Origin of the sequence: Candidatus Didemnitutus sp. (assembly GCA_019634575.1) — a bacterium.
Classification (GTDB): domain Bacteria; phylum Verrucomicrobiota; class Verrucomicrobiia; order Opitutales; family Opitutaceae; genus Didemnitutus.
This window is the reverse complement of sequence record JAHCAY010000001.1, coordinates 2,238,115-2,261,273: the sequence shown is the minus strand read 5'-3', so window position 1 is coordinate 2,261,273 and position 23,159 is coordinate 2,238,115. Positions and strand designations below refer to the sequence as shown.

General features: G+C 65.8%; 16 protein-coding genes. 13 read left to right on the top strand and 3 right to left on the bottom strand.

From position 1 onward, the window contains the following. The first annotated feature begins 3 nt into the window (after positions 1 to 3). The 3 genes from argB to argF all read left to right on the top strand — a co-directional run bounded on the left by argB (position 4) and on the right by argF (position 3,195). On the top strand, positions 4 to 885 hold the full coding sequence (gene argB / locus KF715_09655; protein ID MBX3736942.1) for an acetylglutamate kinase: 882 nt from the start codon (positions 4 to 6) through the stop codon (positions 883 to 885). A gap of 61 nt (positions 886 to 946) precedes the next feature. After that, on the top strand, positions 947 to 2,167 hold the full coding sequence (locus KF715_09650; protein ID MBX3736941.1) for an aspartate aminotransferase family protein: 1,221 nt from the start codon (positions 947 to 949) through the stop codon (positions 2,165 to 2,167). A gap of 92 nt (positions 2,168 to 2,259) precedes the next feature. Further along, the gene (argF, locus tag KF715_09645; protein MBX3736940.1) at positions 2,260 to 3,195 is read left to right on the top strand and encodes an ornithine carbamoyltransferase; all 936 of its coding nucleotides are present in this window, start codon (positions 2,260 to 2,262) and stop codon (positions 3,193 to 3,195) included. A gap of 61 nt (positions 3,196 to 3,256) precedes the next feature. Here argF and KF715_09640 read toward each other — a convergent pair whose 3' ends face one another. Then, positions 3,257 to 3,748, bottom strand: coding sequence for a prepilin-type N-terminal cleavage/methylation domain-containing protein (locus KF715_09640; protein MBX3736939.1), 492 nt, complete (start codon positions 3,746 to 3,748; stop codon positions 3,257 to 3,259). A gap of 149 nt (positions 3,749 to 3,897) precedes the next feature. On the opposite strand from KF715_09640, the gene KF715_09635 reads away from it, so the two are divergent. The 10 genes from KF715_09635 to KF715_09590 all read left to right on the top strand — a co-directional run bounded on the left by KF715_09635 (position 3,898) and on the right by KF715_09590 (position 20,736). Next, positions 3,898 to 5,124: an argininosuccinate synthase gene (locus KF715_09635; GenBank protein ID MBX3736938.1), complete on the top strand. Its 1,227-nt coding sequence runs from the start codon at positions 3,898 to 3,900 to the stop codon at positions 5,122 to 5,124. 159 nt (positions 5,125 to 5,283) lie between these two features. Further along, a complete protein-coding gene (locus tag KF715_09630) occupies positions 5,284 to 6,381 on the top strand; it encodes a histidine kinase (protein ID MBX3736937.1) in 1,098 nt (365 codons plus the stop codon). Then, positions 6,378 to 7,157, top strand: a complete 780-nt coding sequence (locus tag KF715_09625; GenBank protein ID MBX3736936.1) for a response regulator transcription factor — start codon at positions 6,378 to 6,380, stop codon at positions 7,155 to 7,157. The genes KF715_09630 and KF715_09625 overlap by 4 nt, the downstream gene beginning before the upstream one ends. Positions 7,158 to 7,301: 144 nt before the next feature. Continuing rightward, complete coding sequence (locus KF715_09620; protein ID MBX3736935.1) at positions 7,302 to 10,244, top strand: TonB-dependent receptor; 2,943 nt, start codon at positions 7,302 to 7,304, stop codon at positions 10,242 to 10,244. Positions 10,245 to 10,614: 370 nt separating this feature from the next. Further along, positions 10,615 to 12,186, top strand: a complete 1,572-nt coding sequence (locus KF715_09615) for a hypothetical protein (GenBank protein ID MBX3736934.1) — start codon at positions 10,615 to 10,617, stop codon at positions 12,184 to 12,186. Beyond that, positions 12,183 to 13,313 carry a histidine kinase gene (locus tag KF715_09610; GenBank protein ID MBX3736933.1) on the top strand — a complete coding sequence of 377 codons (1,131 nt, stop codon included), beginning with the start codon at positions 12,183 to 12,185 and terminating at the stop codon, positions 13,311 to 13,313. The genes KF715_09615 and KF715_09610 overlap by 4 nt, the downstream gene beginning before the upstream one ends. Then, positions 13,310 to 14,140, top strand: a complete 831-nt coding sequence (locus tag KF715_09605) for a response regulator transcription factor (GenBank protein MBX3736932.1) — start codon at positions 13,310 to 13,312, stop codon at positions 14,138 to 14,140. Before KF715_09610 ends, KF715_09605 begins: the two co-directional genes overlap by 4 nt. Positions 14,141 to 14,319: 179 nt before the next feature. Continuing rightward, positions 14,320 to 17,073, top strand: coding sequence for a TonB-dependent receptor (locus KF715_09600; protein ID MBX3736931.1), 2,754 nt, complete (start codon positions 14,320 to 14,322; stop codon positions 17,071 to 17,073). 191 nt (positions 17,074 to 17,264) lie between these two features. Further along, positions 17,265 to 17,789: a hypothetical protein gene (locus tag KF715_09595; GenBank protein MBX3736930.1), complete on the top strand. Its 525-nt coding sequence runs from the start codon at positions 17,265 to 17,267 to the stop codon at positions 17,787 to 17,789. Positions 17,790 to 17,994: 205 nt separating this feature from the next. Beyond that, on the top strand, positions 17,995 to 20,736 hold the full coding sequence (locus KF715_09590; GenBank protein ID MBX3736929.1) for a TonB-dependent receptor: 2,742 nt from the start codon (positions 17,995 to 17,997) through the stop codon (positions 20,734 to 20,736). Positions 20,737 to 20,977: 241 nt separating this feature from the next. Here the strand turns inward: KF715_09590 and KF715_09585 are convergent, their stop codons facing one another. Then, the gene (locus KF715_09585; GenBank protein ID MBX3736928.1) at positions 20,978 to 21,619 is read right to left on the bottom strand and encodes a response regulator transcription factor; all 642 of its coding nucleotides are present in this window, start codon (positions 21,617 to 21,619) and stop codon (positions 20,978 to 20,980) included. Continuing rightward, positions 21,616 to 23,145: a response regulator gene (locus tag KF715_09580; GenBank protein MBX3736927.1), complete on the bottom strand. Its 1,530-nt coding sequence runs from the start codon at positions 23,143 to 23,145 to the stop codon at positions 21,616 to 21,618. The genes KF715_09585 and KF715_09580 overlap by 4 nt, the downstream gene beginning before the upstream one ends. Positions 23,146 to 23,159 lie beyond the last annotated feature (14 nt).

The window sequence follows — 23,159 nt, the reverse complement described above, 5'->3', positions numbered from 1 at the left end:
CTGATGGACGTTCAAGAATACATCGCCAAGGCGCGCGTCCTCCTCGAGGCGCTGCCTTACATCCAGGATTTCCGCGGTTCGACCTTCGTCGTCAAATACGGCGGCAGCTTCATGGACGACCCGGACCCGACCGTCCGCCTCCGCGTCGCCGGTGACCTCGCCTTCCTCGCTGCGGTCGGCATCAACGTCGTCGTCGTCCACGGCGGCGGCAAAGCCATCTCGAAGGCGATGGACGCCTCTGGCCTGAAGGCGAATTTCATCAACGGACTCCGCGTCACCGACGAAGCGACGATCGCCATCGTCAAGAAGACCCTCGACGAGATCGTGAACAAGGATGTCTGCGACACGCTCGTCACGGTGAAGGCCCGTCCGAAGGGTCTGCCCGGCGACAGCGTCCTCGTTTGTCAGAAGCTCACCGTCGACGACGACGGCAACCCCTGCGACCTCGGCTACGTCGGCGACGTCACCGAAGTGAAGGTGAAGCTCGTGAAGAAGGAGATCGCCGACGGCTTCATGCCGATCATCTCCCCGGTCGCCGAAGGCCTCGACGGCAAACCTTACAACATCAACGCCGACACCGCCGCCGGCCGCGTCGCCTCCGCGCTCCGCGCCCGCCGCCTCGTCTACATGAGCGACGTGCCCGGCCTGCTCTCCGACCCGAAGAATCCCGCGGCGCTCATTTCCACGCTGAAAGTCAGCGACGTCGACGGCCTGAAAAAGAAGGGCGTCATCGACAAGGGCATGCGCCCGAAGGTCGCCAGCGCGGTCCGTGCGCTTCAGGAAGGCGTCCAACGCGTCCACTTCGTCGACGGTCGCATGCCGCACAGCCTCCTGCTCGAAATCTTCACCGACAAGGGCGTGGGCACGGAAATTGTGCACGGCTGATACGGTCGGCCCCGATTTTGGGAGTGCGCCGCGCGGCGCGATTGTCTGATTTCGTTTTCACATGAACCAGCCCTCCATTGTCCGCACCAACGCCGCTGAGCTCTACGACGCGTATGTGATGAAAAACTACGCGAAGTCCCCGCTCACGCTCGTGCGAGGAGAGGGCGTCTGGGCGTGGGACGACACCGGCAAGAAGTATCTCGATTTCGCCTCCGGCATCGCCGTCAATGCGCTCGGCCACTGTCACCCGGTTTGGGTCGAAGCCATCCGCCGCCAGGCCGGCGAGCTGATCCACTGTTCGAATCTCTACCGCAATCCGAATTACGGCGAACTCGCGCGGCGCATCGTGCAGCAAGCCGGCCCGGGCCGCGTCTACCTCTGCAACTCCGGCACCGAGGCCAACGAGGCGATGATCAAGCTCTCGCGCCTCCACGGCATCCGGAAGTCCGGCGAAGAGGGCAAGTGCTACAAGATCCTCGTCGCGAAAAACGCCTTCCACGGCCGCACCTACGGCGGCATGAGCGCGACACCGCAGGAGAAAATTCAGAAAGGCTTCCGCCCGTTGCTCCCCGGCTTCGCTGCCGGCGAGATCAACAACGTTCAGAGCTTCGCCGATCTGATCGACGATCAGACTGCCGCGATCATGATCGAGACGGTGCAGGGCGAGGGCGGCGTCACGATGTGCACGGACGAATTCCTCTGGGGCCTGCGCCAGCTCTGCGACAAGCACAACCTGCTCCTCATGCTTGATGAGGTGCAATGTGGCTTTGGCCGAACCGGCGCGTTCTACGCGTTCCAGCACTCCGGCGTCCGCGCCGACGTCATCGGCATGGCCAAGGGCATCGCCAACGGCTACCCGATGGGCGCGATCTGGGCCGCGGAGAAACACGCCGAGCTCTTCACGCCGGGTTCGCACGGCACGACCTTCGGCGGCTCGCCGCTCGCGTGCGCCGCGTCGCTGGCGGTGTTCGAGGTCCTTGAGCGCGACAACCTCATCGCCAAGGTCGCCGCCAACGGCGCGGCGTGGAAGGCCCAGCTCGAGCAACTCGCCGTCGAATTCCCGCAGCAAGTCCTCGGGGTCAGCGGTCGCGGCTACATGCTCGGTCTGCGCCTCACCGGCGATCCCGCGCCCTACCTGCCACTCCTGCGTGACGGCGGCCTGCTTTGCCCGATCGCGGGCCTGAACACGATCCGCCTCCTCCCGCCTCTCATCGCGACCCCGGAGCACCTCTCGCTCGCCACCGACATCATCCGCGGCGCGCTGGCGAAGAAGGCGAGCTGAGAACTGCGTCCAGTTGCCGGGAAAAGCGTGGATTTAGGTCAGAATTCGCTCTCGCCGGACGCGGCGGCGAATCCTAATTTCCCCGGTTTCCCATGAGGCACTTTCTCAAAGAGACCGACTTCACCCGCTCCGAAATCGCCCAGATTTTCGGTCTGGCGGCGCGTCTGAAGCGCGACCGGGGCTCGCACGAGAAGCCGCTCGCCGGCCAGACGTGGGCGATGATCTTCTCGAAGAGCAGCACGCGCACGCGCGTCTCCTTCGAAGTCGGCATCCACGAGCTCGGCGGCAATCCGCTCTTCCTTAATCGCAACGACATCCAGCTCGGTCGCGGCGAGACGGTCGCGGACACCGCGAAGGTCCTCTCGCGCTTCGTCCACGGCCTCGTCGTTCGCACCTTCGAGCAGGCCGAGGTGCAGGAACTCGCGAGCGAGGGTTCGATTCCGGTGATCAACGCGCTCACCGATTTGCTGCATCCCTGTCAGATTTTCGCGGATCTCTTCACCCTCAGCGAGCGCTGGAGCAAGGGCGGCGATCCGCTCGACGCGCTGCGCGGCCGGAAAATCGCCTTCGTCGGCGACCGCGGCTGTAACGTCGCCAACTCTTGGATCATGGGCGCGAACCTCGCCGGCATGAAAATCTCGCTCGCGGGTCCGGCGGGCTTCGATGCTGCGCCCGAGTTCAATCAGTTGCTCGCCAAGGAAGGTTTCGCCAACGGCTACGAGTTCACCACCGACGCCTACGCCGCCGTGAAGGATGCCGATGTCGTCTACACCGACGTGTGGGTGAGCATGGGCAAGGAGGAGGAAACCGCCGAGCGCATCCGCGTGATGACGCCGTTTGCCGTCACACCGGAATTGATGGCGGCGGCGAAACCGGGCGCGCTCTTCATGCACTGCCTGCCGGCGCACGCCGGTCAGGAGGTCACGCAGTCCGTGCTCGATAGCTCGGCTTCGATCATTTTCGACCAGGCGGAGAATCGCCTCCACATGCAGAAGGCCATCATGGCCACCCTGGCGCAAAGGAAGTAGCGCTGGCTCCCAGCTGGCGTGATGTTTCGCGGCGGTCGCAGCTCAAAGCCGCCTCCAGGCACTACTGCTCCAGAATCAACGTGACGCGGTTCGACTGCGTCTTCTGGAAGCGGCCCGTGTTCAGGTTGCCGTCGTCGAGCTTGGCGTCGATTTCCTCCAGCTGCGCATCGGTGCAGGTCAGGCCGGCGATGGAGATGCCCGCGCTCACGCCCGATATGTTGCGGTCCCAGTTCCAGCGTCCGCCGAGCGGTGTGACCGCCTGCCAGACGTCCGTCTTGAAATCGCCTACCATCGACACGGGTGCCGTCGGCACGACGCCGCTGCCGGCGTTGTTGGGCCAGAAGCCGTGTTGCAGCGCGTAGGTTTCGAAGGCCTGCGAGAACACGCGAAAATCGCTCGCGACCCGCGCGTTTTGCGCGGCGCGTTGCACGCGCTGCATCGCGGGGATGGCGAGCGCGGCGAGCAAGCCGATGATGACGACGACAATCATGATCTCGACGAGCGTGAAGCCGCGGATGGTGCGGCGAGAGCGGGCAGGGGAGAGCGGGCTCATGACAGGTCCTTGGGTTGACGCCAACATGGCCCGACACGCACGGCATCGCCAGCCGCCAAGGGTGAAAGCCGCGTGAAAAGCGCCGGGGTTTTTTGACCCATTTTTCTTTTGCGAGCGCGGTCGGCGCGGTCTCAACTGCCCCCTCTACCATGAAGATCGTGCTCGCCTACTCAGGAGGCCTCGACACCTCCGTCATCGTCAAGTGGCTCCGCGAAACCTACGACGCCGAAATCGTCACGTTCGCGGCCGACATCGGCCAAGAGGAGGAACTGCGAGGCTTGCCGGCGAAGGCGAAGAAGACCGGGGCGTCGAAGCACTACACCCTCGACCTCGTCGAGGAGTTCGCCCGCGACTTCATCTACCCGATGATCCGCGCCAACGCGATCTACGAGAGCCAGTATTACCTCGGCACCTCGATCGCGCGCCCGCTCATTGCCAAGGCCCAGATCGCCATCGCGAAGAAGGAAAAGGCCGACACCGTCGCCCACGGCGCCACCGGCAAGGGCAACGACCAGTGCCGCTTCGAGCTCACCTACATGGCGCTCGCGCCGCACCTCAACATCATCGCGCCGTGGAAGCTCGAGAGCTACCGCGAGAAGTTCCCCGGCCGCGCCGAGATGATCGCGTATTGCGCCGAGCACAACATCCCCGTCGAGGCCTCGCTCAAGAAGCCCTACTCGATGGATCGCAACCTTCTCCACATCTCCTACGAAGCCGGCATCCTTGAGGATCCATGGTTCGACCCGACGACCAAGGAGAACAAGGCGATGTTCAAGCTCTCCGTCGCCCCCGAGGACGCCCCCGACAAGGCCGAATACGTGGAACTCGATTTCGTGAAGGGCGACTGCGTCGCCGTGAATGGCAAGAAGCTCACGCCCGGCGGCGTGCTGAAGGCGCTGAACAAGCTCGGCGGCAAGCACGGCATCGGTCGCGTCGACCTCGTCGAGAACCGCTTCGTCGGCATGAAATCGCGCGGCGTCTACGAGACCCCGGGCGGCACGATCCTCATGCAGGCCCACCGCCAGGTGGAGTCGCTCACGCTCGACCGCGAGGTGCTCCACATCCGCGACAGCTTCATCCCGAAGTATGCCGAGCTGGTTTACAACGGCTTCTGGTTCGCGCCGGAGCGCGAGATGCTCCAGGCCATGGTCGACGAGAGCCAGAAGTTCGTCACCGGCACCGTTCGCCTGAAGCTCTACAAGGGCAACATCATCACCTGCGGCCGCAAATCGAAGTATTCCCTCTACGACGACAAGATCGCGTCGATGGAAGGCGTGAAGAGCTGGTATAACCAGAGCGACGCCACCGGCTTCATCCGCCTCAACGGCCTCCGCCTCCGCGCGCGCAACCTCGCGCAGGGCGGCCCGAAGATCTGAGTGCCACTCCGCAGTGATTTCATCGACGGCGCCCGATGACGGGCGCCGTTTTTGTTGGCCGACTCCTGCGCCAAAACGTTCTCTGCTGCGCCCAGACGTGCGCGAATCGCGGCCGATAAATCGTGGCTTGCACCCCGTCGCGAGTTGGAATTCTGCCGAGTGCGCGTGTCTAAGCCTTCAAGCATCGGATCCTGTATCAAGCAGCTGCTCGCCGTGTGGGCCAGCGCGTGCTTGCTGCTGATTATCCAGACGGCGGTGGATACCGATGCGCCGCCGTGGACGATATCGTGGATCTGGGCCATCGGCCCGCAGCTGCTGCGGGCCGCGTATTGGTGCGCGCTCACGCCGGGGATCCTGTGGCTGCTCATTCGGTTCCCGCTGCAGGGGCCGCGACGCTACTGGCACCTGGCGCTGCACGGTTTCTGTGCGATGTCGCTTTCGGGGCTGTTTCTGCTGCTGCGCGTGCCGCTCTTCTACTGGATTTACGACATTCCGGCGGCGCAGCGGAATCTGGACTTTCTCATCGCGCAAATCAGCGCGCGCAACGTGATCGATCCGCTGCTGTATTTCTTCGTCGTCTGTGCGCACCTCATGATCGAGGTCTATCGCAGCCTGCGCGAACGCGAGGTGAGCGAAGCCCTGCTCAAGCAACAACTGGCGGAGTCGGAACTCGGTGCCCTTAAACAGCAGGTCCGGCCGCACTTTCTATTCAATTCGCTCAACGCCGTCTCGACGCTCGTGCGCTGCGGCCGGAACACCGAAGCGGTGCGGATGCTTGGCCAGCTCGGCGATTTGCACCGGCGCTTGGTCGAGGGGGGCGCGCGCCTGGAGGGCCCGCTCGAAGCCGAATTCGATTTCGCGCGCGACTATCTCGGGATCGAGAGCGTGCGCTTCGGCACGCGGTTGACGACGGAGCTGATCCTGCCCGACGAATGCCGCCGCGCCACGGTGCCCTCGCTCATCCTGCAGCCGCTCATCGAGAATGCCGTCAAGCACGGCGCTGCGCAGCGCGCCGCCGGCGGCGCGGTGAGAGTCGCGGCGTGCCGGGAAGGGTCGCGGCTGCGATTGGAAGTCCAGAATCCGCTGCCCGACGTGGAGAGCGAGCGTCCGCCCGGCACCGGTGCGGGGTTGCAGTTGACCTGGCGCCGGCTGGAGCAGGGCTACGGCGCGGACGCGCGTTGCATCGTGGAGAAGCGCGACGGCATGTTTCTGGCCCGCGTCGAACTGCCATTTGCGATTCCAGGCAACCGAACATGAAGATCAGAACCTTGTTGGTGGACGATGAACCGCTCGCGCGCGAAGGCTTGGCCGGGCTCCTGCGCGCGGACGCGGAGTTCGCGGTGGTGGGCGAGGCGGAAAACGCGAAGGACGCGCGGCGGCGCATGCAGGAGCTGAAGCCGGAGCTCGTGTTTCTCGATGTGGAGATGCCCGGCATGAGCGGCATGCAGATGTTGCAAGCGATGCCGCCGGACGAGCGACCCGCGGTGGTGTTCGTCACCGCGTTCGAAAGCTACGCGCGGCCGGCGTTCGACGTCGCCGCGATCGACTACCTGATGAAGCCGTTCACCGACGAGCGTTTCGCGGAGATGGTCGTGCGGGTGAAGCGTCGGCTGCGCACCGGCCGGCTCGCGGCGTTGGATCAACACGTCGAGGCCTTGCTCGACCGGTTGCAGCAGCCTCCCGCGCCCGAGGCCGCGCCGGCGGCGGGGAAGCTCCTTTTTCGCTCCGGCGGAGAGATCCACGTGTTGCCCGCCGAGGAGATTCGCTGGGTCGAGGCGCAGGGCGACTACCTGAAGATCCATCTCGGCGACCATTCCGTGATCGTGCGGGAATCGATTCGGAAGTTCATCGCGCGCGTGCCCGGCGGACCGTTCGTGCGCGTGCACAAGTCGACCGTCGCCAACACCGCCTGGGTGCGCCGCGTGGAGCACCTCGTGGCGGGCGACTACGAAGTGGAGTTGCGCGACAGCACGCGTTTGCGCGTCAGTCGCGTCTATCGCACCGAGCTCTTCCGCCGCCTCGGTCACCTCTGAAGCCGAGCGGGGTGCGCCGGGCGCGGACGTCTTGGCGCAGGTCGGGACGCGTGGTCGCCGGCGCGTTGCGCGAGCGCGGGGTCGACGCGGGACTGGCGTGGCGCACGGCCCGTGCCGGGCGCGCAAACCTACACTACACACACGATGAAATCCCACCCATGCCATCCGCATGCGGCTCGCGCGCGCATTCTCGCGCTGCGCGTGCTCGCAATGCTGGCGAGCCCCGTGCTGGCGCTCGCTCAGTCGAACGCCGCCGATCCCGAAAAGAAAGACGACCAACCGCTGAAGCTCGATAAATTCGTCGTCACCGGTTCGTTCATTCCCCAAGCCAGCGCCGAGCCGGTCGGTCCGGTCGCCGTCTTCACGGAAAACGAAATCCGCGCGACCGGCGCGTTCACGCCCATCCAGGCGCTGCGCAGCCTCCCGTCGTTCATCGGCAATCCCGGTCCGACCGAGAACGACTCGAACGGCGGCTCCGGCGCGACCTCGGTCAGCCTGCGCGGTCTCGGTGCGGGTCAGACGCTCGTGCTCATCAACGGCCGCGTGACCCTGCAATTCGCCAACATCCAGTTGCTCCCCATCGAAGCGATCGAGCGCGTCGAAGTGCTCCGCGACGGCGCAGGCGTCATCTACGGCTCCTCCGCCATCGGCGGCGCCGTGAACGTGATCCTGAAGAAAAACTACAGCGGCTCCACGCTCGACGTGTCCGCCGGCGGCGCCACGCGCTCTCCGGGTGGTCGCGAGACCTATCAGGTCTCCTTCGCTACCGGCGTCTCGAACGACAAGACCTCGGTCGTCGTCACCGGTTCGATGTTCCACAACCGCACCATCTACGCCTCCGAGCGCCCGAACAGTGCGGCCTCCGACAACCGTCCGCTCGGCGGCACCAACGGTGGCTCGGTGACCTATCCCGGCGTCATCTCGCTCAGCGGCGCGCCGAAAATTCTGCGCCCGAATTTTCCGGCCAACGCGACGCCGACCGCCGCGGATTACGTCGACCTGGACACGAACGGCTTCAGCTCGAACCAGCTGTTCAACTTCCGCCAGTATTCACCCTCCGCGCCCGGCCAGGACCGCAATTCCTTCATGGTGAATTTCGAGCACGCCATCGCGGGCGACAAGCTCACGCTCTTCGGCAACTTCCTCTACTCGCGCCTCAAGACCCTCAACGGCCTCGCGCCCGCGCCCTTCGCGCTCGATGAGGATCCCGCCGGCCCCGCCGTCGGCAGCCTGACGTCGTTCGGTCCCTACAATCAGGGCATCCTCAACCCCGCCAACGGCGATTTCTTCCGCTATCGCTCGATTGAGCTCGGCAACCGCACCAACGAGCAGACCTACACCGACTACCGCTGGATCGCCGGCCTCCGCGGCCAGATCAACGAGAAGTGGCGTTGGGAAGCGGCCATGACGATCGAGCGCGAAGACTACGAGCAACTCGACGCCGGCGTGCCCTCGCTTCCGCTGCTGGACGCCGAAGTCTCGGCCGGCCGCTTCAATCCCTTCGCACCCGCCTTCTCCAAGGGCACCGCCACGATCGGCGGCACCACCTACACGTGGGACAACGCCAAGGCGCTCAAGGCCTCCGAGATCAAGGCGCGCATCGTGTCCCCGATCCGGAATCGCTTCTACGATTTCCGTGTCTCCGGCTCGGTCATCGAATTGCCCGCGGGCGACCTCGGCTTCGCTTCCGGCTACGAAACCTACAGCAACAAGAACTACAACGACCCCGACGACCTCTACGCTTCCGGCAGCGTGCTCGGCCTGAACTCGAACGAGGATTCCTTCACCCAATCGGACAACCGTTCGCTCTTCGCCGAGGTGAAGATCCCGGTCATCGGCGAGGCGCAGAACATCGCCTTCGTCAACAGTCTCACGATCGGCGCGACCGCGCGCAATGAGTCGCAGAAGATCGGCGACGGCGTGGAGAGCCGCACCTTCAAGAAGACCAACCCGAGCGTGAACGTGCATTGGGCCCCGACGAAGGACTACCTCGTGCGCGCCAGCTGGAGCAAAGGCTTCATCGCGCCCGCCTCCGGCGCCGTCTTCGGCGGCGCGGGCCAGAACAACCCGACCATCGTGGACCCGCTCGGCTTCCCCTACAACGCGCAGACGACCATCGTCATTCGCCCGAACTCGGATCTGAAGCCCACCGAATCCAAGGCCATTTCGCTCGGCCTCGTCGGCACGCCGAAGGGCCTCGTGAAGAACCTCAGCTTCTCCGTGGACTTCTACTCCATCGACGTCAGTGGCATCGTGGCCAACAACGCCAAGGCCATCCTCGCCGCCAACGCCGCCGGCCAGGGCTCCGGCTTCGTCCCCGGCAACGCCGCGACGATCAACCCGAACGCGCCCTTCGCCAGCCTCATCCGCCGCAGCGCCAACGGCCGCCTGAACAGCAGCGGCAGCTTCGCCGCCACGCCGGGCATTCGCGGCGCGGTCCTGTCGGACTACCTCAACATCGGCTCTCGCAAGGTGCAGGGCTTGGAATACACCGTCACCTACGCTTACAACACGCAGGACTGGGGCCGCTTCAAGGTCACCGCCGCCGCGAACCAGATGGTCAAGTTCGACCAGACCGCCGGCCCGGGCCTCCCGACCGAGAGCTACCTCGGCAAATTCGTCAGCACCGTCGGCGACCCGATTTCGCCCGGCTCGATCCCGAAGTGGAAGGGCAACCTCGGTGTGAACTGGCAGTGGAAGCAGTGGACCTCCAACGTCACGCTCAACTACATCGGTTCGTATCAGGACGACCCGCTGTTCGTGCTCTCGCCGAAGATGCTCGCGTTCTACAACGCCGGCACGCCGAAGTCCGATCCGGCCTTCGCCGCGTTCCTCGCCGACGTCACCCAGCCGAAGATTGGTGGCATCCGCAGCATCTCCGCGTGGGAAACCGTCGACCTCCAGACCAGCTACGCCTTCGACAGCGACAACCTGTTCCTGAAGGACCTGACTGTCACGCTCGGCGCCACGAACGTCTTCGACAAGCTCGCCCCGTTCGCCGCGGGCGCGTTCAACGACAGCTACGATACGCGCACGCACAACAACGTTGGGCGCTTCGTGTATCTGCAGCTCCGCAAGCAATTCTGATTCCCGGGGGAATTCCCCCGGTCCCCCCGACGGCTCCGCGTTCGCGCGGAGCCGTTTTTTTTCGCCACCGCGCCGGCCAGCGCGCCCGCGAACGACGTCATGTCTCGCGGTGTGCGTTCGATTCACACCGCGGCCCGCCGCAGCTGCGCCGTCGCCCCGTCGAGGTCTCGTCCATGCTCCGGCCGGCGCGGCGGTTTCGGACAGCGGGCGACCGGCGCGCGTCTGCGGTTCGTCGCACCTATCCGTTGTCCGTCGCGTTTTCGCAGTGCTCCGGGTGGCGCCCGGGCGCTTTGGTCGCGGTCCCGTTGCGCCCCGGAGTTCCGCTGGCAAACCAAGGGCCTTCCCGCATGCTGCCCACCGTCGCCACCCCATGAAAATCGCGCTCTCGACGCTTCTCGTCCTGTTGCTCGGCGTAGTGGCGGGTGGATTGGCGGCTTGGCACCGACCGCCGCCCGCCGCGCGACCCGGTGAGTTGCGGGTGGTGCACGCCGCGTCGCGCCTCTCGATCGACCCGCGCGTGGTGCGCGATGGCGCAGCGCTGGGGCAGCGAATCATCGATGCGCTGTGGGACCCGTTGCTGACTGTGGAGGACGACGGAGAGATCCGCGCGGCCGCCGCCGCATCGTGGGAAGTCTCCGCCGACCAGCGTCGCGTGACTCTGCACCTCCGTCCCGGTCTGGTCTGGAGCAATGGCGAAGCCGTCACCGCCGAGGATTATCGGCGCACTTTGCGCTGGATGGAGGAGACCGGATATCCGCACCCGCTGATGCAGCAGTTTCAACCGCTGCGCACCGACGACTCGCTGGCGAAGGTGGCGGACATCGTCAGCGCGCCGGATGCGCGCACGCTCGTGCTTTCGCTGCCCGAGCCGGTGCCGGGCATCGTCTTCGCGATCGCGTCGGGCGCGTGGATTCCGCTCCACCGCACGAGTCCGGAGCAGATCGCCTCCGGTCGATATCGTCGCGCGCCGGGCGAGTTGGTGACCAATGGCGCGTTTCGCCTCGCGGAGGTCGGCGCGGATGTCTGGCAACTCGAGCGCAATCTCCGTTACCGCGCGGCGGCGGACGTGCGTCTCTCCCGCGTGCATTTCGCGCGCGTCGACGGCCCAAGCTACTTCTCGCCGGCGGTCGCGTCCGGCGGAGCCGATCTCGGCGACGCAGTGCTGATGTCACGCACCGCCTTGCCGGCCGTCGTCACCGAAACAACCAGCGGGATCTCGCTTCTGCATTTCAACGTCGAGCGGCCGCCCCTGAACGACCCGCGCGTGCGCCGTGCCCTCTCGCTGGCGCTCGACCGCGAGACTCTGGCGCGCTCGTTCGCCGGCGCGAGCGGGGAGGCGCTATTCTCCTGCATGCCGCCTCGTCCGGGCGAGCCGCCGGAGCGCACAGTCACGGAGGATTTGGCCGAGGCGAAACGGTTGCTGGCCGCGGCCGGTTATCCGGAAGGTCGCGGCCTGCCGGTGTTGAAGTTGCCGCTGGTGCGCTCGCGGCAGCCGAATCCCATCGCGTATTCCTGCGCCGATCAGTGGCGCTCCCGTCTCGGCATCGCCGTCTACGTCATTCCGCTTTCCGTCGGCGAGATCAATGCGCGGCTCGCGCGCGGTGAGTTCGACATCATGCACTTCTACTGGACGCTCGGGCGGGGCGAAGCGTCGTTGTTCGCCGCGGCGCCCTTGGACGCCTTGCCGCGCGCTTATCAGCTGCACCTCACGGCGGAGCAGCAACGGCAGATCGAGCAGGCGCGTGCGCAGCAAGGCGAGGCGCGGCGGGTCGCACTGCGTGCGGTCGAGCGCGAGCTGCTTGCCGCGATGCCGTGCACGCCGGTTGTGGGTTATCGTCGCTCGTTCGTGATCGGCCCGCGGGTCGATGGCTGGCAGTCCGACGTTTCGGGCGCGCATCCGTTCGCCGCCCTCGCTCTGAAAACCTTCACGCCTGCACCATGAGCCCGGCGGCACTACGTCCTTCCACGTCGTGGGCGCGCCGCCTGCACGCCATGTGGTGGACTGTCGCTCTGCTTGGCGTGGGAGCGGTCGCGTTCGATGTCTGGCAAGTTCGCCTCGCGGCCGGCACCGAGGCAAGCTTCCGCGCGACGTGGCTGTATCGCTACGGGCCGTGGGGGCTGTGGTGGCTTTTTCTTCCCGGCATCGTCGCGCTGCGCCGCGTGCTCGCGTTCGACCGGATGGCTTGGTGGCGGATTCTTCCGGCGCATGTCGCGGCGGCGTTGCTGGCGGGTCTGGCGCAGTTCGCGCTGTCGGTCGCCCTCGGCTTGGTCGCAAACAGCCTGCCGTGGTCCTTCTTCGGCGAGGTGGCGGGGGATTTCTGGAGCCCATCCGAGTTGGTGCTCCCTGCACTGGTCTACTGCGCCATCGTTGTGCCGGCCTATGCCGTGGAATTCTACCTCGGCTGGCGCGCAGGCCAGCGCGAGGCGGCCGACCTGAAAGTCGCCAAGGCCGAACTCGAGTCGCGTCTTCTGCGCGCGAACCTCGACGCGCTGAAGATGCAGCTGCATCCGCATTTCCTCTTCAACGCCCTCAACTCGATCACCGCGCTCATCCGTCGCGGCGACACCGTGCTGGCCGAGGAGGCGCTCGCGCAGCTGGCCGAGTTGCTGCGCCGGGCGCTCGACCACAAGCAGGACCAACTGGTCACGCTCGAGCGCGAACTCGAGTTCCTCGAACACTACTTCGCCATCGAGCGAATCCGTTTTCAGGACCGACTCCAAGTCAGCTTCGAAATCCAGCCCGCGTGCCGCCATGCGCTGTTGCCCAGCCTGCTGCTGCAACCACTGGTGGAAAACGCGATGAAGCACGGTTTCTCCCGCCAGGTCAGCGCGCGCATCATGCGGCTCCGCGTTTGGCGCACCGGCGACCAACTGCGCCTCGAACTCTTCAACGAAGGCCCCGCGCTCCCGGCCGCTGCGCCGACGGAGAGCGCCGGCGGTATCGGCCTGCGCAACACCCGCGCGCGCCTCGCCATGCTGTTCGACGCCGACGCCCGGCTCACGCTCGCGAACGCGTCGGGCGGCGTCGTCGCCGACATCGTCCTGCCCTTCCACTCCACCCAACCATGAACCGAATCAAGACCGTCATCGTCGACGACGAGCCGCTCGCGCGCGACGACCTCGCCGGCCTGCTCCACGCGGATCCGGAGATCGAAGTCGTGGCCTGTTGCTCCGATGGCGATCAGGCGCTGCACGCCGTGCGCGCGCACGCGCCCGATCTGTTGTTTCTGGACGTGCAGATGCCCGGCCTCACGGGCTTCGATGTGCTGACGGAGCTCGGCGCCGGCGCGCGGCCGCACGTCGTGTTCGTGACCGCTTACAGCGAGTATGCGTTGCGCGCGTTCGATGTCGGCGCCGTCGACTACGTTTCCAAGCCATTCACGCGCAAACGTCTCGCGGACACCTTGCAGCGCGCCAAGGCGGTCGTGCGCGGCGGCGAGCAGCAGCGGATCTGGGAGCATATCGACGACATCGTGCAACAAATCCAAAAGCTCCGCGCAGCCACCGGCGTCGCAGCCGCTCCCGTCGGCGCGCCGCAGCCGCCGGCACCCGCCGCTGAAGACGAAACGGATCGCGATGGCCGTCTGCTGTTTCGCTCGGACGGCGAGATCCACGTGTGCGCGCCGGCCGACATCCGCTGGGTCGAGACCGTGGGCGACTACGTGAAAATCCACCTGGTCGAGAAATCCCGCCTCGTGCGCATGACGATGCTGCATCTTATGGAGAAACTCGGACCGCGAAACTTCGTGCGCATCCACCGCTCTACGGCGGTCAACCTCGCCCATGTGCGCAAAGTCACGCCCACCCAATACGGCGAATATCAGGTGGAGCTGAACGACGGCACGAAACTCAAGGTCAGCCGCACCTACATGCCGGCGTTGCGCGCGTCGCTCTGATGCGTCCCAACGTGCGATGGGTCGCAGCCGCCTGAGACTCAGGCGGCTTTTTGGGCGTCCGATGTTCCGCGCCTCGCGGCCCGACGCGGTCCCGTTGTGTCCCGCGCTCAGGTCCCATGTCGTGCGCGCCGCCGGATGCGTTTCCGCCCCCGATCCGGCGACAACCAAGCACACAACCCATGAAATCACACCGCATGTCCCTGCGGAGCGCACGCGTCATCGTCGTTGCCCTCCTGGCCATCGCTGCGCCGCGACTGGCGCTGGCCCAAAACTCCAAGCCGGCCGAAACGGAAAAGACCCTGCGCCTCGAGGAATTCTCGGTCGTCGGCTCCCGCATCAAACGCGTCGACGCCGAGACGCCCAGCCCCGTCGTGCGCATCACCCAGGCCGACCTCCAAAACACCGGATTCACGAACGTCGAGGACGCCATGCGCGCCATGCCGTTCAACACCGCGGGCACGATCTCGCCCGAAGGCTCCGGCACCGGCTTCGCCTCCGGCACGTCGACCGTCAACTTCCGCGGCCTCGGCAACAACAACACGCTCGTGCTGATCAACGGCCGCCGCGCCGTGCCGTCGGGCGCGGGCGCGTTCAACGGCTTTCAGTCCGTCGTCGACCTGCGCCAGATTCCAACCGCGGCGATCGAGAGCATCGAGATCCTCAAGGACGGCGCGTCCGCCATCTACGGTTCGGACGCCGTCGCCGGCGTGCTCAACATCGTGCTCAAGCGCTCGTTCACCGGTGTCGGCATGGACGTGTCGTTCGGCAACACCTTCGGCACCGATTCGCAGGAAGTCACCGCCTTCCTCATCGCCGGCGCCTCCACCGAGAAGACCAGCGTCGTCATGACCGTCGACTACGCCCGCCGAAACATGCTGATGAACCGCGACCTCGCCTTCTCCAGCAACGCCGATCTGCGCCACGACAAGACCGCGACCGGCCAAGTCGAGACGGACCCCGTCACCGGCCTCGTCATCGGCGGCGACTTGCGCAGCACGAGCACGTTCCCCGCTCGGTTCTTCATCCCCGGCACGGCGACGGTCCGCACGTTTCTCAACCCGACGACCGATCCGCGCGTGGCCGACGCCGTCGCCACGTCGCGCGCCACCGGGGCGGGTTACTACAACTTCCAGCAGGACTCCTCCTTGCTCCCGGAGAATCAGAGCCGCGGCTTCGGCGTCTACGTGAAACACGAGTTCACCGAGCGCCTCTACGGTTTCGCGGACATTTTCTTCAAGCGCATCGAGACCATCAATCTCTCCGCGCCGTCGCCGTTCACGACGACCGACAAGGGTGCCGGCACCAACAACCGCCTCGTCGTCCCCGCCGCCAATCCCTACAATCCCTATGGCACGCGCTACTTCGGCAGCGCCGGTCAGGCGATCGAGCTCAGCACGTTTCGCCTGGTGAACGCCGGCCCGCGCATAGTCGACACCACCTCGGATTATCCGCGCTACCTGCTCGGTCTCGGCGGCACCTTGCCGAACGAGTGGACGTGGGAAGCCGCCTACATGTTCGCCCAAGGCTCATTCGACAATTCCTCGCCGGGCACCGCCTTCGACAGCCGCGTCCAGGAGGCGCTCATGGGCCTGAACATCGGCGGCCAGCTGCTCTACGCCAACCCGTTCGGCCCCGAGGATCCGCGCGTCACCGATTACTACTCGGGCACGAACCCCACGAAGACGAAATTCACCTCGGGCCTCTACGATGTTTCCGTCAGCGGCAACATCGCGCAGCTCCCGGCGGGCGCGCTCGGCGCCGCTGCTGGCCTCGAATATCGCTCCGAGAGCCTGAGCGACGTGCGCACGCTCGAAAACGAAACCGGCAACATCGTCGGCGGTTCCGAAGGCTTCGGCTACGGCGGCAAACGCCAAGTCACCTCCGCCTACGCCGAACTCAAGGTCCCGCTCGCGAAGCAACTCGAACTCCAACTCGCCGGTCGCTGGGAGGAATACTCCGACTTCGGCACCACGACGAAGCCGAAGATCGCGCTCGGCTGGCGTCCGACCAAATGGCTGCTCCTGCGCGGCTCCTATTCCGGCTCCTTCAAGGCGCCCGACCTCGCATTCCTCTACCAGACCGGCAGCGTCTCCTTCACCGGCAACCAGCTCTTCGATCCGCGCCGTCCCGACCAGCCGTCCGGTCAGCTCAAGACCGTCGGCCGCGGCAACCCCGACTTGCAGCCCGAAGAGACCAAGACCACCTACGCCGGCCTCGTGCTCGAAGTGCCTTCCGGTTTTCTCAAGGGCCTTTCCTTCGACATCGGCTACTTCAAATTCGATCAGGACAACCTCATCACGCGCGACTCCGCCGCCTTCACGCTCGCCAACGAGACCGTGCTCCCCGCCGGCCGTGTCGTCCGCAAAGCCCTCACGCCCGCCGAAGCCGCCGCCGGCTTCTCCGTCGGCATCATCGATTACGTCGCCACCGATTGGTTCAACGCCAACAAGATCATCAACGAAGGTTGGGACTTCGGCGTGAACTACTCCCGCAGCGTCAAAGGCTGGGGCAACTTCCGCGCCGGTCTCAGCGCGACCTACACCGGCAACTTCGAGCGCGAGACCGTCTCCTCGCTCGGCGTCACCACCGTCATCGACATCGACGGCACCGACTCCGTCCCGCTCTGGCGCGGCAGCGCGACACTCGGTTGGTCCAAGGGCGATTGGGCCGCGTCCGTCTTCGTCAACTACATCGGCGGCTACCCGGCCCAGAACTTCACCGGCGCCGGCACCGAACCGGACACGAAGGCCCAGTGGCGCATCAACCCGCAGGTCAGCTACCAGACGCCATGGAAAACCAAGGTGACCGTCGGCGTCCGCAACGTGCTCAACGACGATCCACCCTTCTACATCTCCAGCCAGTTCGGTTACAACCCGACGATCAACACCGCGGAACCGGCCTTCTGGTATGTCCGCCTGAGTCGCGAGTTCTGAGCGCGGCGACTCCCGCGTCGCTCTCCTCCGCAGCCGGACTCGCTCGCGCGAGCCCGGCTTTTTTTGCGCGCATCGATCGCCGGAACGTCTCACCCACGCTAAGCCGGACGACCCTCGCGATTTCATCGCGATATTTCAGCGGCCCGACGCCCCCGCATCGACGCCGCGCTCCGCCCACGCAAGCTGCCACCATGAAAATCCCAGTCGTCGCTCTCATTGCCTGGCTCGCGGCGTGCGCGCTTTCTCCGGCTCAAACGCCCACCGCGAAACTCCCGCCACCGCCGGCATTGCCGCCCGAGTCCGCGCAGTTCGATTTCTGGATCGGCGAATGGGAAGTCACGGCGAAGAACGGCAAGGTCGTCGGTCACAGCCGCATCGAGAAGATCGCCAACGGCTGGGGCCTCCTTGAAAACTGGGAATCACCCGGCTCGCCCGGCAAGAGCATCAACGCGTGGAATCCGGCCAAGAAATGCTGGCAGCAATTCTGGGTCGGCAGCGGCGGCAGCGTCCTCGAGCTCACCGGCGGTCTCGCGGCCGACGGCAACATGGTGATCAGCGGCCCGAGTCCCGGCCCCGCCGGTCGCACCACGCTCAATCGCATCACTTACACCCCGAACTCCGACGGCACGGTGCGACAACATTGGGAAATTTCCACGGACGATGGCGCCTCGTGGAACACCGCGTTCGACGGGCTGTATCACCATAGGCGCTCGTAGCGCTGCGGCGCGCCTTGGCCGAGCGGCTGCACTCACGACGCCGCCAAAATCAGGAAAAAGTCAGGCGGGCTACTGGTAGATTTACCGTATCGGTTTCAGGTAATGCCCGACACAGTGGCATTTGAAGGTTTGTCATATGCTCGTTCGTTGACCGGCGGAACGCGCCCTGAACAACGCGCTCCGCAATCCAACTACAGCAAACATCATGACAACAAAACGCGCCGCCTTCGGGCGGCTGCCGTTCGGCGTTTGGACACGCCTCGCGGCTCTCCCCCTGCTCGCCGCCAATTTCGCCGTCGCCCAAACGACGACCGATGCGGCTTCCCCGACCGACGACAAGGTCCTTAAACTCGACAGCTACCAGGTCACCGGCTCCTACCTGCCGGCCGCGGCGAACTCCGTCGCCATCCCGGTGATCTCGATCGATCGCAACTCGATCGAGAATTCCGGCAACTCGAGCGACGTGCTCGAGATCCTTCGCAAAACCGCTCCGCAGTTCAACGGCAACGCCAACCTCGGCAGCGGCAACGCGAACATCGGCGGCGGCTCCACGAACGGCGGCTCGCAGCTCGCGCTTCGCAACACGAACACGCTCGTGCTCGTCAACGGTCGCCGTGTCGCCTACGCGCCCGTCGGCGCCTCGGGCGGCTTCCAGTTCGTCGACGTGAACCTCATTCCCGTCGCGGCCGTCGAGCGCATCGAGGTCCTCGCCGATGGCGCCTCCGCCATTTACGGCACCGACGCCGTCGCGGGTGTCGTGAACATCATCCTCCGCTCCGACTACAACGGCTTCGAGGCGGGCGGCCGCTACGGCTGGGCCACCAGTCAGGGCCACGCCGCCGAACGCTCCGCCTACATCGTCGGTGGCGTCAGCAACGGCAAGACGTCGTTCACGATGTCCGCCGAGTGGATCAAGGACGACCCGATCTTCGCCTACGAACGTCCGTATTCCGCGGTCACCTTCGGCTCCCCGACGTTCGCCGGCTCGGTCAACATCGGCTCGGACTTCTACTATCTCAACGATTCGCTCGGCGCGCCCGCGGTGGTCGGCGGCGGCCGGTCGCCCGCGGCACTCGTCGCGGCCGGCGTCTACTCCGGCCCGCGCAGTGCCGGCCAGCAGTTCGAATTGTTCAACTTGTCGCGCTACGTGACGCAGAAGCTCGGCAACCAGCGCCACGCCTTCACTGGAGCGTTCGAGCACAAGGTCACGGACACGTTCAGCATCTTCGGCGACTTGCTCTACTCTAACACGCGCACCGCCTCGCAGATCAACGGCCAGCCGCTGAACATCGGTTCGGTGCCCGCCGGCCAGTTCGGCAATCCGTTCGACGTCGCCGTCACTCCCCGCAATCGCCTCGTCGATCACCCGCGCCAGTTCTTCAACGACACCACCGGCATTCGCGGCGTCGTCGGCCTGCGCGGCCAGCTCACACCCGAGTGGAAGTGGGAAGCCGCCGCCAACTACAACCGCATCACGCAGGACTACAAGAACCCCGGCGTTATCAACAACACCAACCTGATCGCCGCGGTCGAGGCGGGCGCGTTCAACCTGTTCGCGCGCAATAACGACCCGGCCGCCTACGGTCCCTTCAACATCGTCGGCACCGCGTCGGGCGGCTTCGTCTCCACGCTCGTCAACTACGACGCCAAGGTCACCGGCACGCTCTTCCAAGTGCCCGCCGGCAACGTCGATGTGGCCGTCGGCGGCGAAATCCGCCGCGAGAAGCTGACCGGCGACGCCGATCCGCTCTCCATCCCGGACGCGCAGGGCAACATCGGCTGGAACGGCGCCGTGTCGCTCTCGCCCTTCACCGCCGACCGCGATGTGAAGTCGATCTTCACGGAAATCCGCGTGCCCGTCCTCGCCAACGCCCCGGGCGCGCACCTCCTCGAACTCTCCGGCGCCCTGCGCTACGAGAAATACAGCGACACGTCCGATCCGACCGTGCCGAAGATCACCGTCCGCTACCTGCCGTTCAACGACGAGTTCGCGCTGCGTGGCACCTACTCGAAGTCGTTCACCGCCCCGACGCTCTACAACCTGTTCGGTCCGGCCGGCATCGGCTTCACGTCGGCGTTCACGCTGGATCCGCACGACGGCAGCGATCCGATCGACAACTACCAGACCAACTACCAGTCCACGAGCAACCCGAACCTCGATCCCGCCAAGTCGCGCAACTACACCGCCGGCTTCGTCTACTCGCCGAAGAATCTCAAGGGCTTCGCGCTCTCCGTGGACTACTGGAACATCAAGCAGACCGGACTCATCGCGGCCTACGGCGGCGCCCGCATCCTGCAATCCGTCGAGGACCTCGGCACCGCTTCGCCCTACTACGATCGCGTCCGCATCGGCTCCTTCACCGGCGCGCACGTCACCGGTCCGGGCCAGATCAGCGCGGGCGTGCCCGACGACATCTACGTCACCGACTCGCTGGTGAATCTCGCCGCCGTCAAACTCGACGGCTTCGACGTCACCGCGAAGTATCGCTGGGACACCGGCACGTGGGGCGCGTTCAACTTCCAGTCGAACGTCGGCATCTACAACAGCTACAAAGTCTCCTTCTTCCCCGGCGAGGATCCCGAAGAGACCGCCGGTCACTCCAGCAACTTCAACGGCACCGTGCCGCGCTGGCAGACCTACACGTCCGCCGACTACAAGTGGAACAACTGGGGTGCCTTCCTCGGCGTGCGCTACCTCCCGTCGGTCACCGACAACGAGGACGGCGCGCATGTCGGCTCGTTCTACACGCTCGACGCGTCCGTTTCCTACGCGTTCGACCGCTCGTGGAAATACCTCGGCGGCGCCCGCGTCACGTTCGGCGTGAACAACGCCTTCAACCGCTTCGGCCCGCTCGATCCCACGGTCAACACCGACGCCAACGTCGATGTCGCCACCTACGGCTCCACCGGCCGCCTGCTCTACGTCGACCTGCGGTATCAGTTCTAACCTTTGTGTTGTGTTAGGGGAAAAATAGTTCGTTCACCCTAATCTCACTGCGGCCCGGAGTTGTGTCCGGGCCGCTTTTTTTCAGACCACGCCGCCTCCGCGCCGCGTGGGCTGCTCGCTTTGGAGTGTTTTCAAGACACTGCGCCCCGCTCGTCGTAGCGGCATTTGCGAGAACCTCGCGGACGCTTCGCGAGGCGGAGCGGCGGAAACTTCGCGACTTCCACAGCGCGGCACGGGTGCGTCAGGCTTGGATCAACCCGCGCCGGATCGCGTAGCGCACGAGGTCGGTCTGCGTCTGCAGGCTGAGCTTGCGCATCAGGTTCGCGCGGTGCGTCTCGGCGGTGCGCGCGCTGATGAAGAGCTTCTCTGCGATCTCGCCCGCGCCGAGGCCTTCGGCGGCGAGTTGCATTACCTCGCGCTCGCGCGGCGAGAGTGTGTTGTAGGGATCGCTCGAGTCGGGCGTCTTCACAGCGAGCGCGGTGATGGCCCACTCGGTGAGCGGTGCGCTGAGGAAGCGGCGACCGGCGAGCACTTCCTGTGTGGCCCTCACGATTTCCTCGGACTCCGAGCCTTTCAAAATGTAGGCGGACGCGCCGCTGCGCAGCGCTTCGATGACGTAGGGCTCGTCGTTGTGCATCGAGAGCACGAGCACCTTCGTGTTCGGGCTGCAGATGCGGATCTGCCGCAGCGCTTCGAGGCCGTGCAGGCGCGGCAGCGAGAGGTCGAGGAACAGGACGTTCGGCTTCAGCTTCTCCGTCTGCTGGACGGCGGAGAGGCCGTCGGCCACTTCGGCGACGATCTGGAAGCGTCCGTCCGCTTGCAGCACGCTGCGGACACCGCGGCGCACGATCTCATGGTCGTCGGCGAGGATGACGGTGGTCATGACGGCGAAGAAACGGGCAGAGGGAACTCCGCGGTGATGCGCGTGCCGGCGCCAACGGCCGAGTGCATTTCGATGCGGCCGCCGGCGAGGTTGACGCGCTCGCGCAGGCCGGCGAGGCCGAGCGAGTCGGTCTTGGCCAGCGCGGCGGTGAGGTCGAAGCCGCGGCCGCGGTCGGAGATTTCCACGATGAGCTGACGTTCGTCGTGCGTGATCGCGACGGCGGCCTGCTTCGCTTGGGCGTGCCGGGCGACGTTGGTGAGCGATTCCTGCACGATGCGGTAGACGACGGTTTCGAGTTCGCCGGGCAGACGCGCGGCGGGCAGATCGGCGGCGAAGTCAACTTCGATGCCGGTCTGTTTCGTGAATTGTTTCAGGTGCCACTCGATCGCGGGCTGGAGGCCGAGATCGTCGAGCACGCGCGGCCGGTATTGCTGCGTGAGCATGCGGACGTGTTCGAGCAGGCTGGTGGCGGTCGTCGTGGCTTCGGTGAAATGCGTGCGCAGCGGCGAGTCGCCGGCGGCCTTCAGGCCGGCTTCGAGCTGGAGTTTCAGGCCAGTGAGCAGCTGGCCGATTTCGTCGTGGAGCTCGCGCGCGATGGCGCGGCGCTCGTCTTCCTGGATGCGGAGGAGGCGGAGCGAGAGCGCCTGCAACTCACGCGTGCGGGCGATGACCTGCGCCTCGAGCGAGCGATTGAGGGTTGCGAGCTCCTTTTGCAGCTGCGCGTTTTGGCGTTCCGTTTCGGCGTGGCGCAGGATGCTGTTGAGCGAGAAGACGAGCTCGGTGAGGTAGTCGGCCTTCTGGAGGATGTAATCCTGCGCGCCGAGTTTGAACGCGGCGATCGCGGTCTCGCCGTCGCTGCGGGCGGAGACGATGAGCACCGGCAAATCCGTGGTGTGCGAATGCAGCTGCCGCAGGACTTCGAGCGGTTTGTTCTGATGGGGCGTCGGTCCGATGATGATCGCCTTCGCGGGCGCGCCGATGGAGATGAAGTGGTTCAGCTCGCTCGTGGTCGCGATGACCTGCAGGTCGAACTGCGGGGCGTGCCGCGCGAGGAATTCGCCGATACTGCCGGGCAACGCGGTGGAGCCTTCGATCAGGGCGATGTTGTGCCGCCCGGCGACGGCGGCGGTGGCGGGGCGTTTGCTGCCGGCCTCGGCGTGGCGCGCCTGCACGCGCTTCACGATGTCGACGAGCTGGAGAAATTGCGGGGAAGTTTTGTCGACGCAGTCGGCCGCGCCGGCGCGGAGCGCGCGGACGGCGAGTTCGGTTTGGCCGTGGCCGGTGACCATCACGACGGGCGTGGGGTCGTTGCGGCGCGCGAGTTCGCCGAGGATTTGCAGGCCGTCGGTGTCGGGCAGGACGAGGTCGAGCAGCAGGATATCCAGGCCGCCCTCGGCCATGCGTTCGAGGCAGCGGGTGCCGTTGGGCACGATCTCGAGCTGCCAGTCGGGGGCGAAGTGCTCCACGTAACTGCGCACGATGCCGGCGACATTGGGGTCATCCTCGGCGTAAAGGGCTCGGATCATGGGCGGCATCGTAG

Bases quoted from the DNA above. Each gene is read 5' to 3' on its own strand.
- KF715_09635 (MBX3736938.1), top strand. From the start codon at position 3,898: ATGAAGATCGTGCTCGCCTACTCAGGAGGCCTCGACACCTCCGTCATC.
- KF715_09640 (MBX3736939.1), bottom strand. From the start codon at position 3,748: ATGAGCCCGCTCTCCCCTGCCCGCTCTCGCCGCACCATCCGCGGCTTC.
- KF715_09595 (MBX3736930.1), top strand. From the start codon at position 17,265: ATGAAAATCCCAGTCGTCGCTCTCATTGCCTGGCTCGCGGCGTGCGCG.
- KF715_09610 (MBX3736933.1), top strand. From the start codon at position 12,183: ATGAGCCCGGCGGCACTACGTCCTTCCACGTCGTGGGCGCGCCGCCTG.
- KF715_09605 (MBX3736932.1), top strand. From the start codon at position 13,310: ATGAACCGAATCAAGACCGTCATCGTCGACGACGAGCCGCTCGCGCGC.
- argB (MBX3736942.1), top strand. From the start codon at position 4: ATGGACGTTCAAGAATACATCGCCAAGGCGCGCGTCCTCCTCGAGGCG.
- KF715_09600 (MBX3736931.1), top strand. From the start codon at position 14,320: ATGAAATCACACCGCATGTCCCTGCGGAGCGCACGCGTCATCGTCGTT.
- argF (MBX3736940.1), top strand. From the start codon at position 2,260: ATGAGGCACTTTCTCAAAGAGACCGACTTCACCCGCTCCGAAATCGCC.
- KF715_09625 (MBX3736936.1), top strand. From the start codon at position 6,378: ATGAAGATCAGAACCTTGTTGGTGGACGATGAACCGCTCGCGCGCGAA.
- KF715_09620 (MBX3736935.1), top strand. From the start codon at position 7,302: ATGAAATCCCACCCATGCCATCCGCATGCGGCTCGCGCGCGCATTCTC.
- KF715_09650 (MBX3736941.1), top strand. From the start codon at position 947: ATGAACCAGCCCTCCATTGTCCGCACCAACGCCGCTGAGCTCTACGAC.
- KF715_09580 (MBX3736927.1), bottom strand. From the start codon at position 23,145: ATGATCCGAGCCCTTTACGCCGAGGATGACCCCAATGTCGCCGGCATC.
- KF715_09590 (MBX3736929.1), top strand. From the start codon at position 17,995: ATGACAACAAAACGCGCCGCCTTCGGGCGGCTGCCGTTCGGCGTTTGG.
- KF715_09585 (MBX3736928.1), bottom strand. From the start codon at position 21,619: ATGACCACCGTCATCCTCGCCGACGACCATGAGATCGTGCGCCGCGGT.
- KF715_09615 (MBX3736934.1), top strand. From the start codon at position 10,615: ATGAAAATCGCGCTCTCGACGCTTCTCGTCCTGTTGCTCGGCGTAGTG.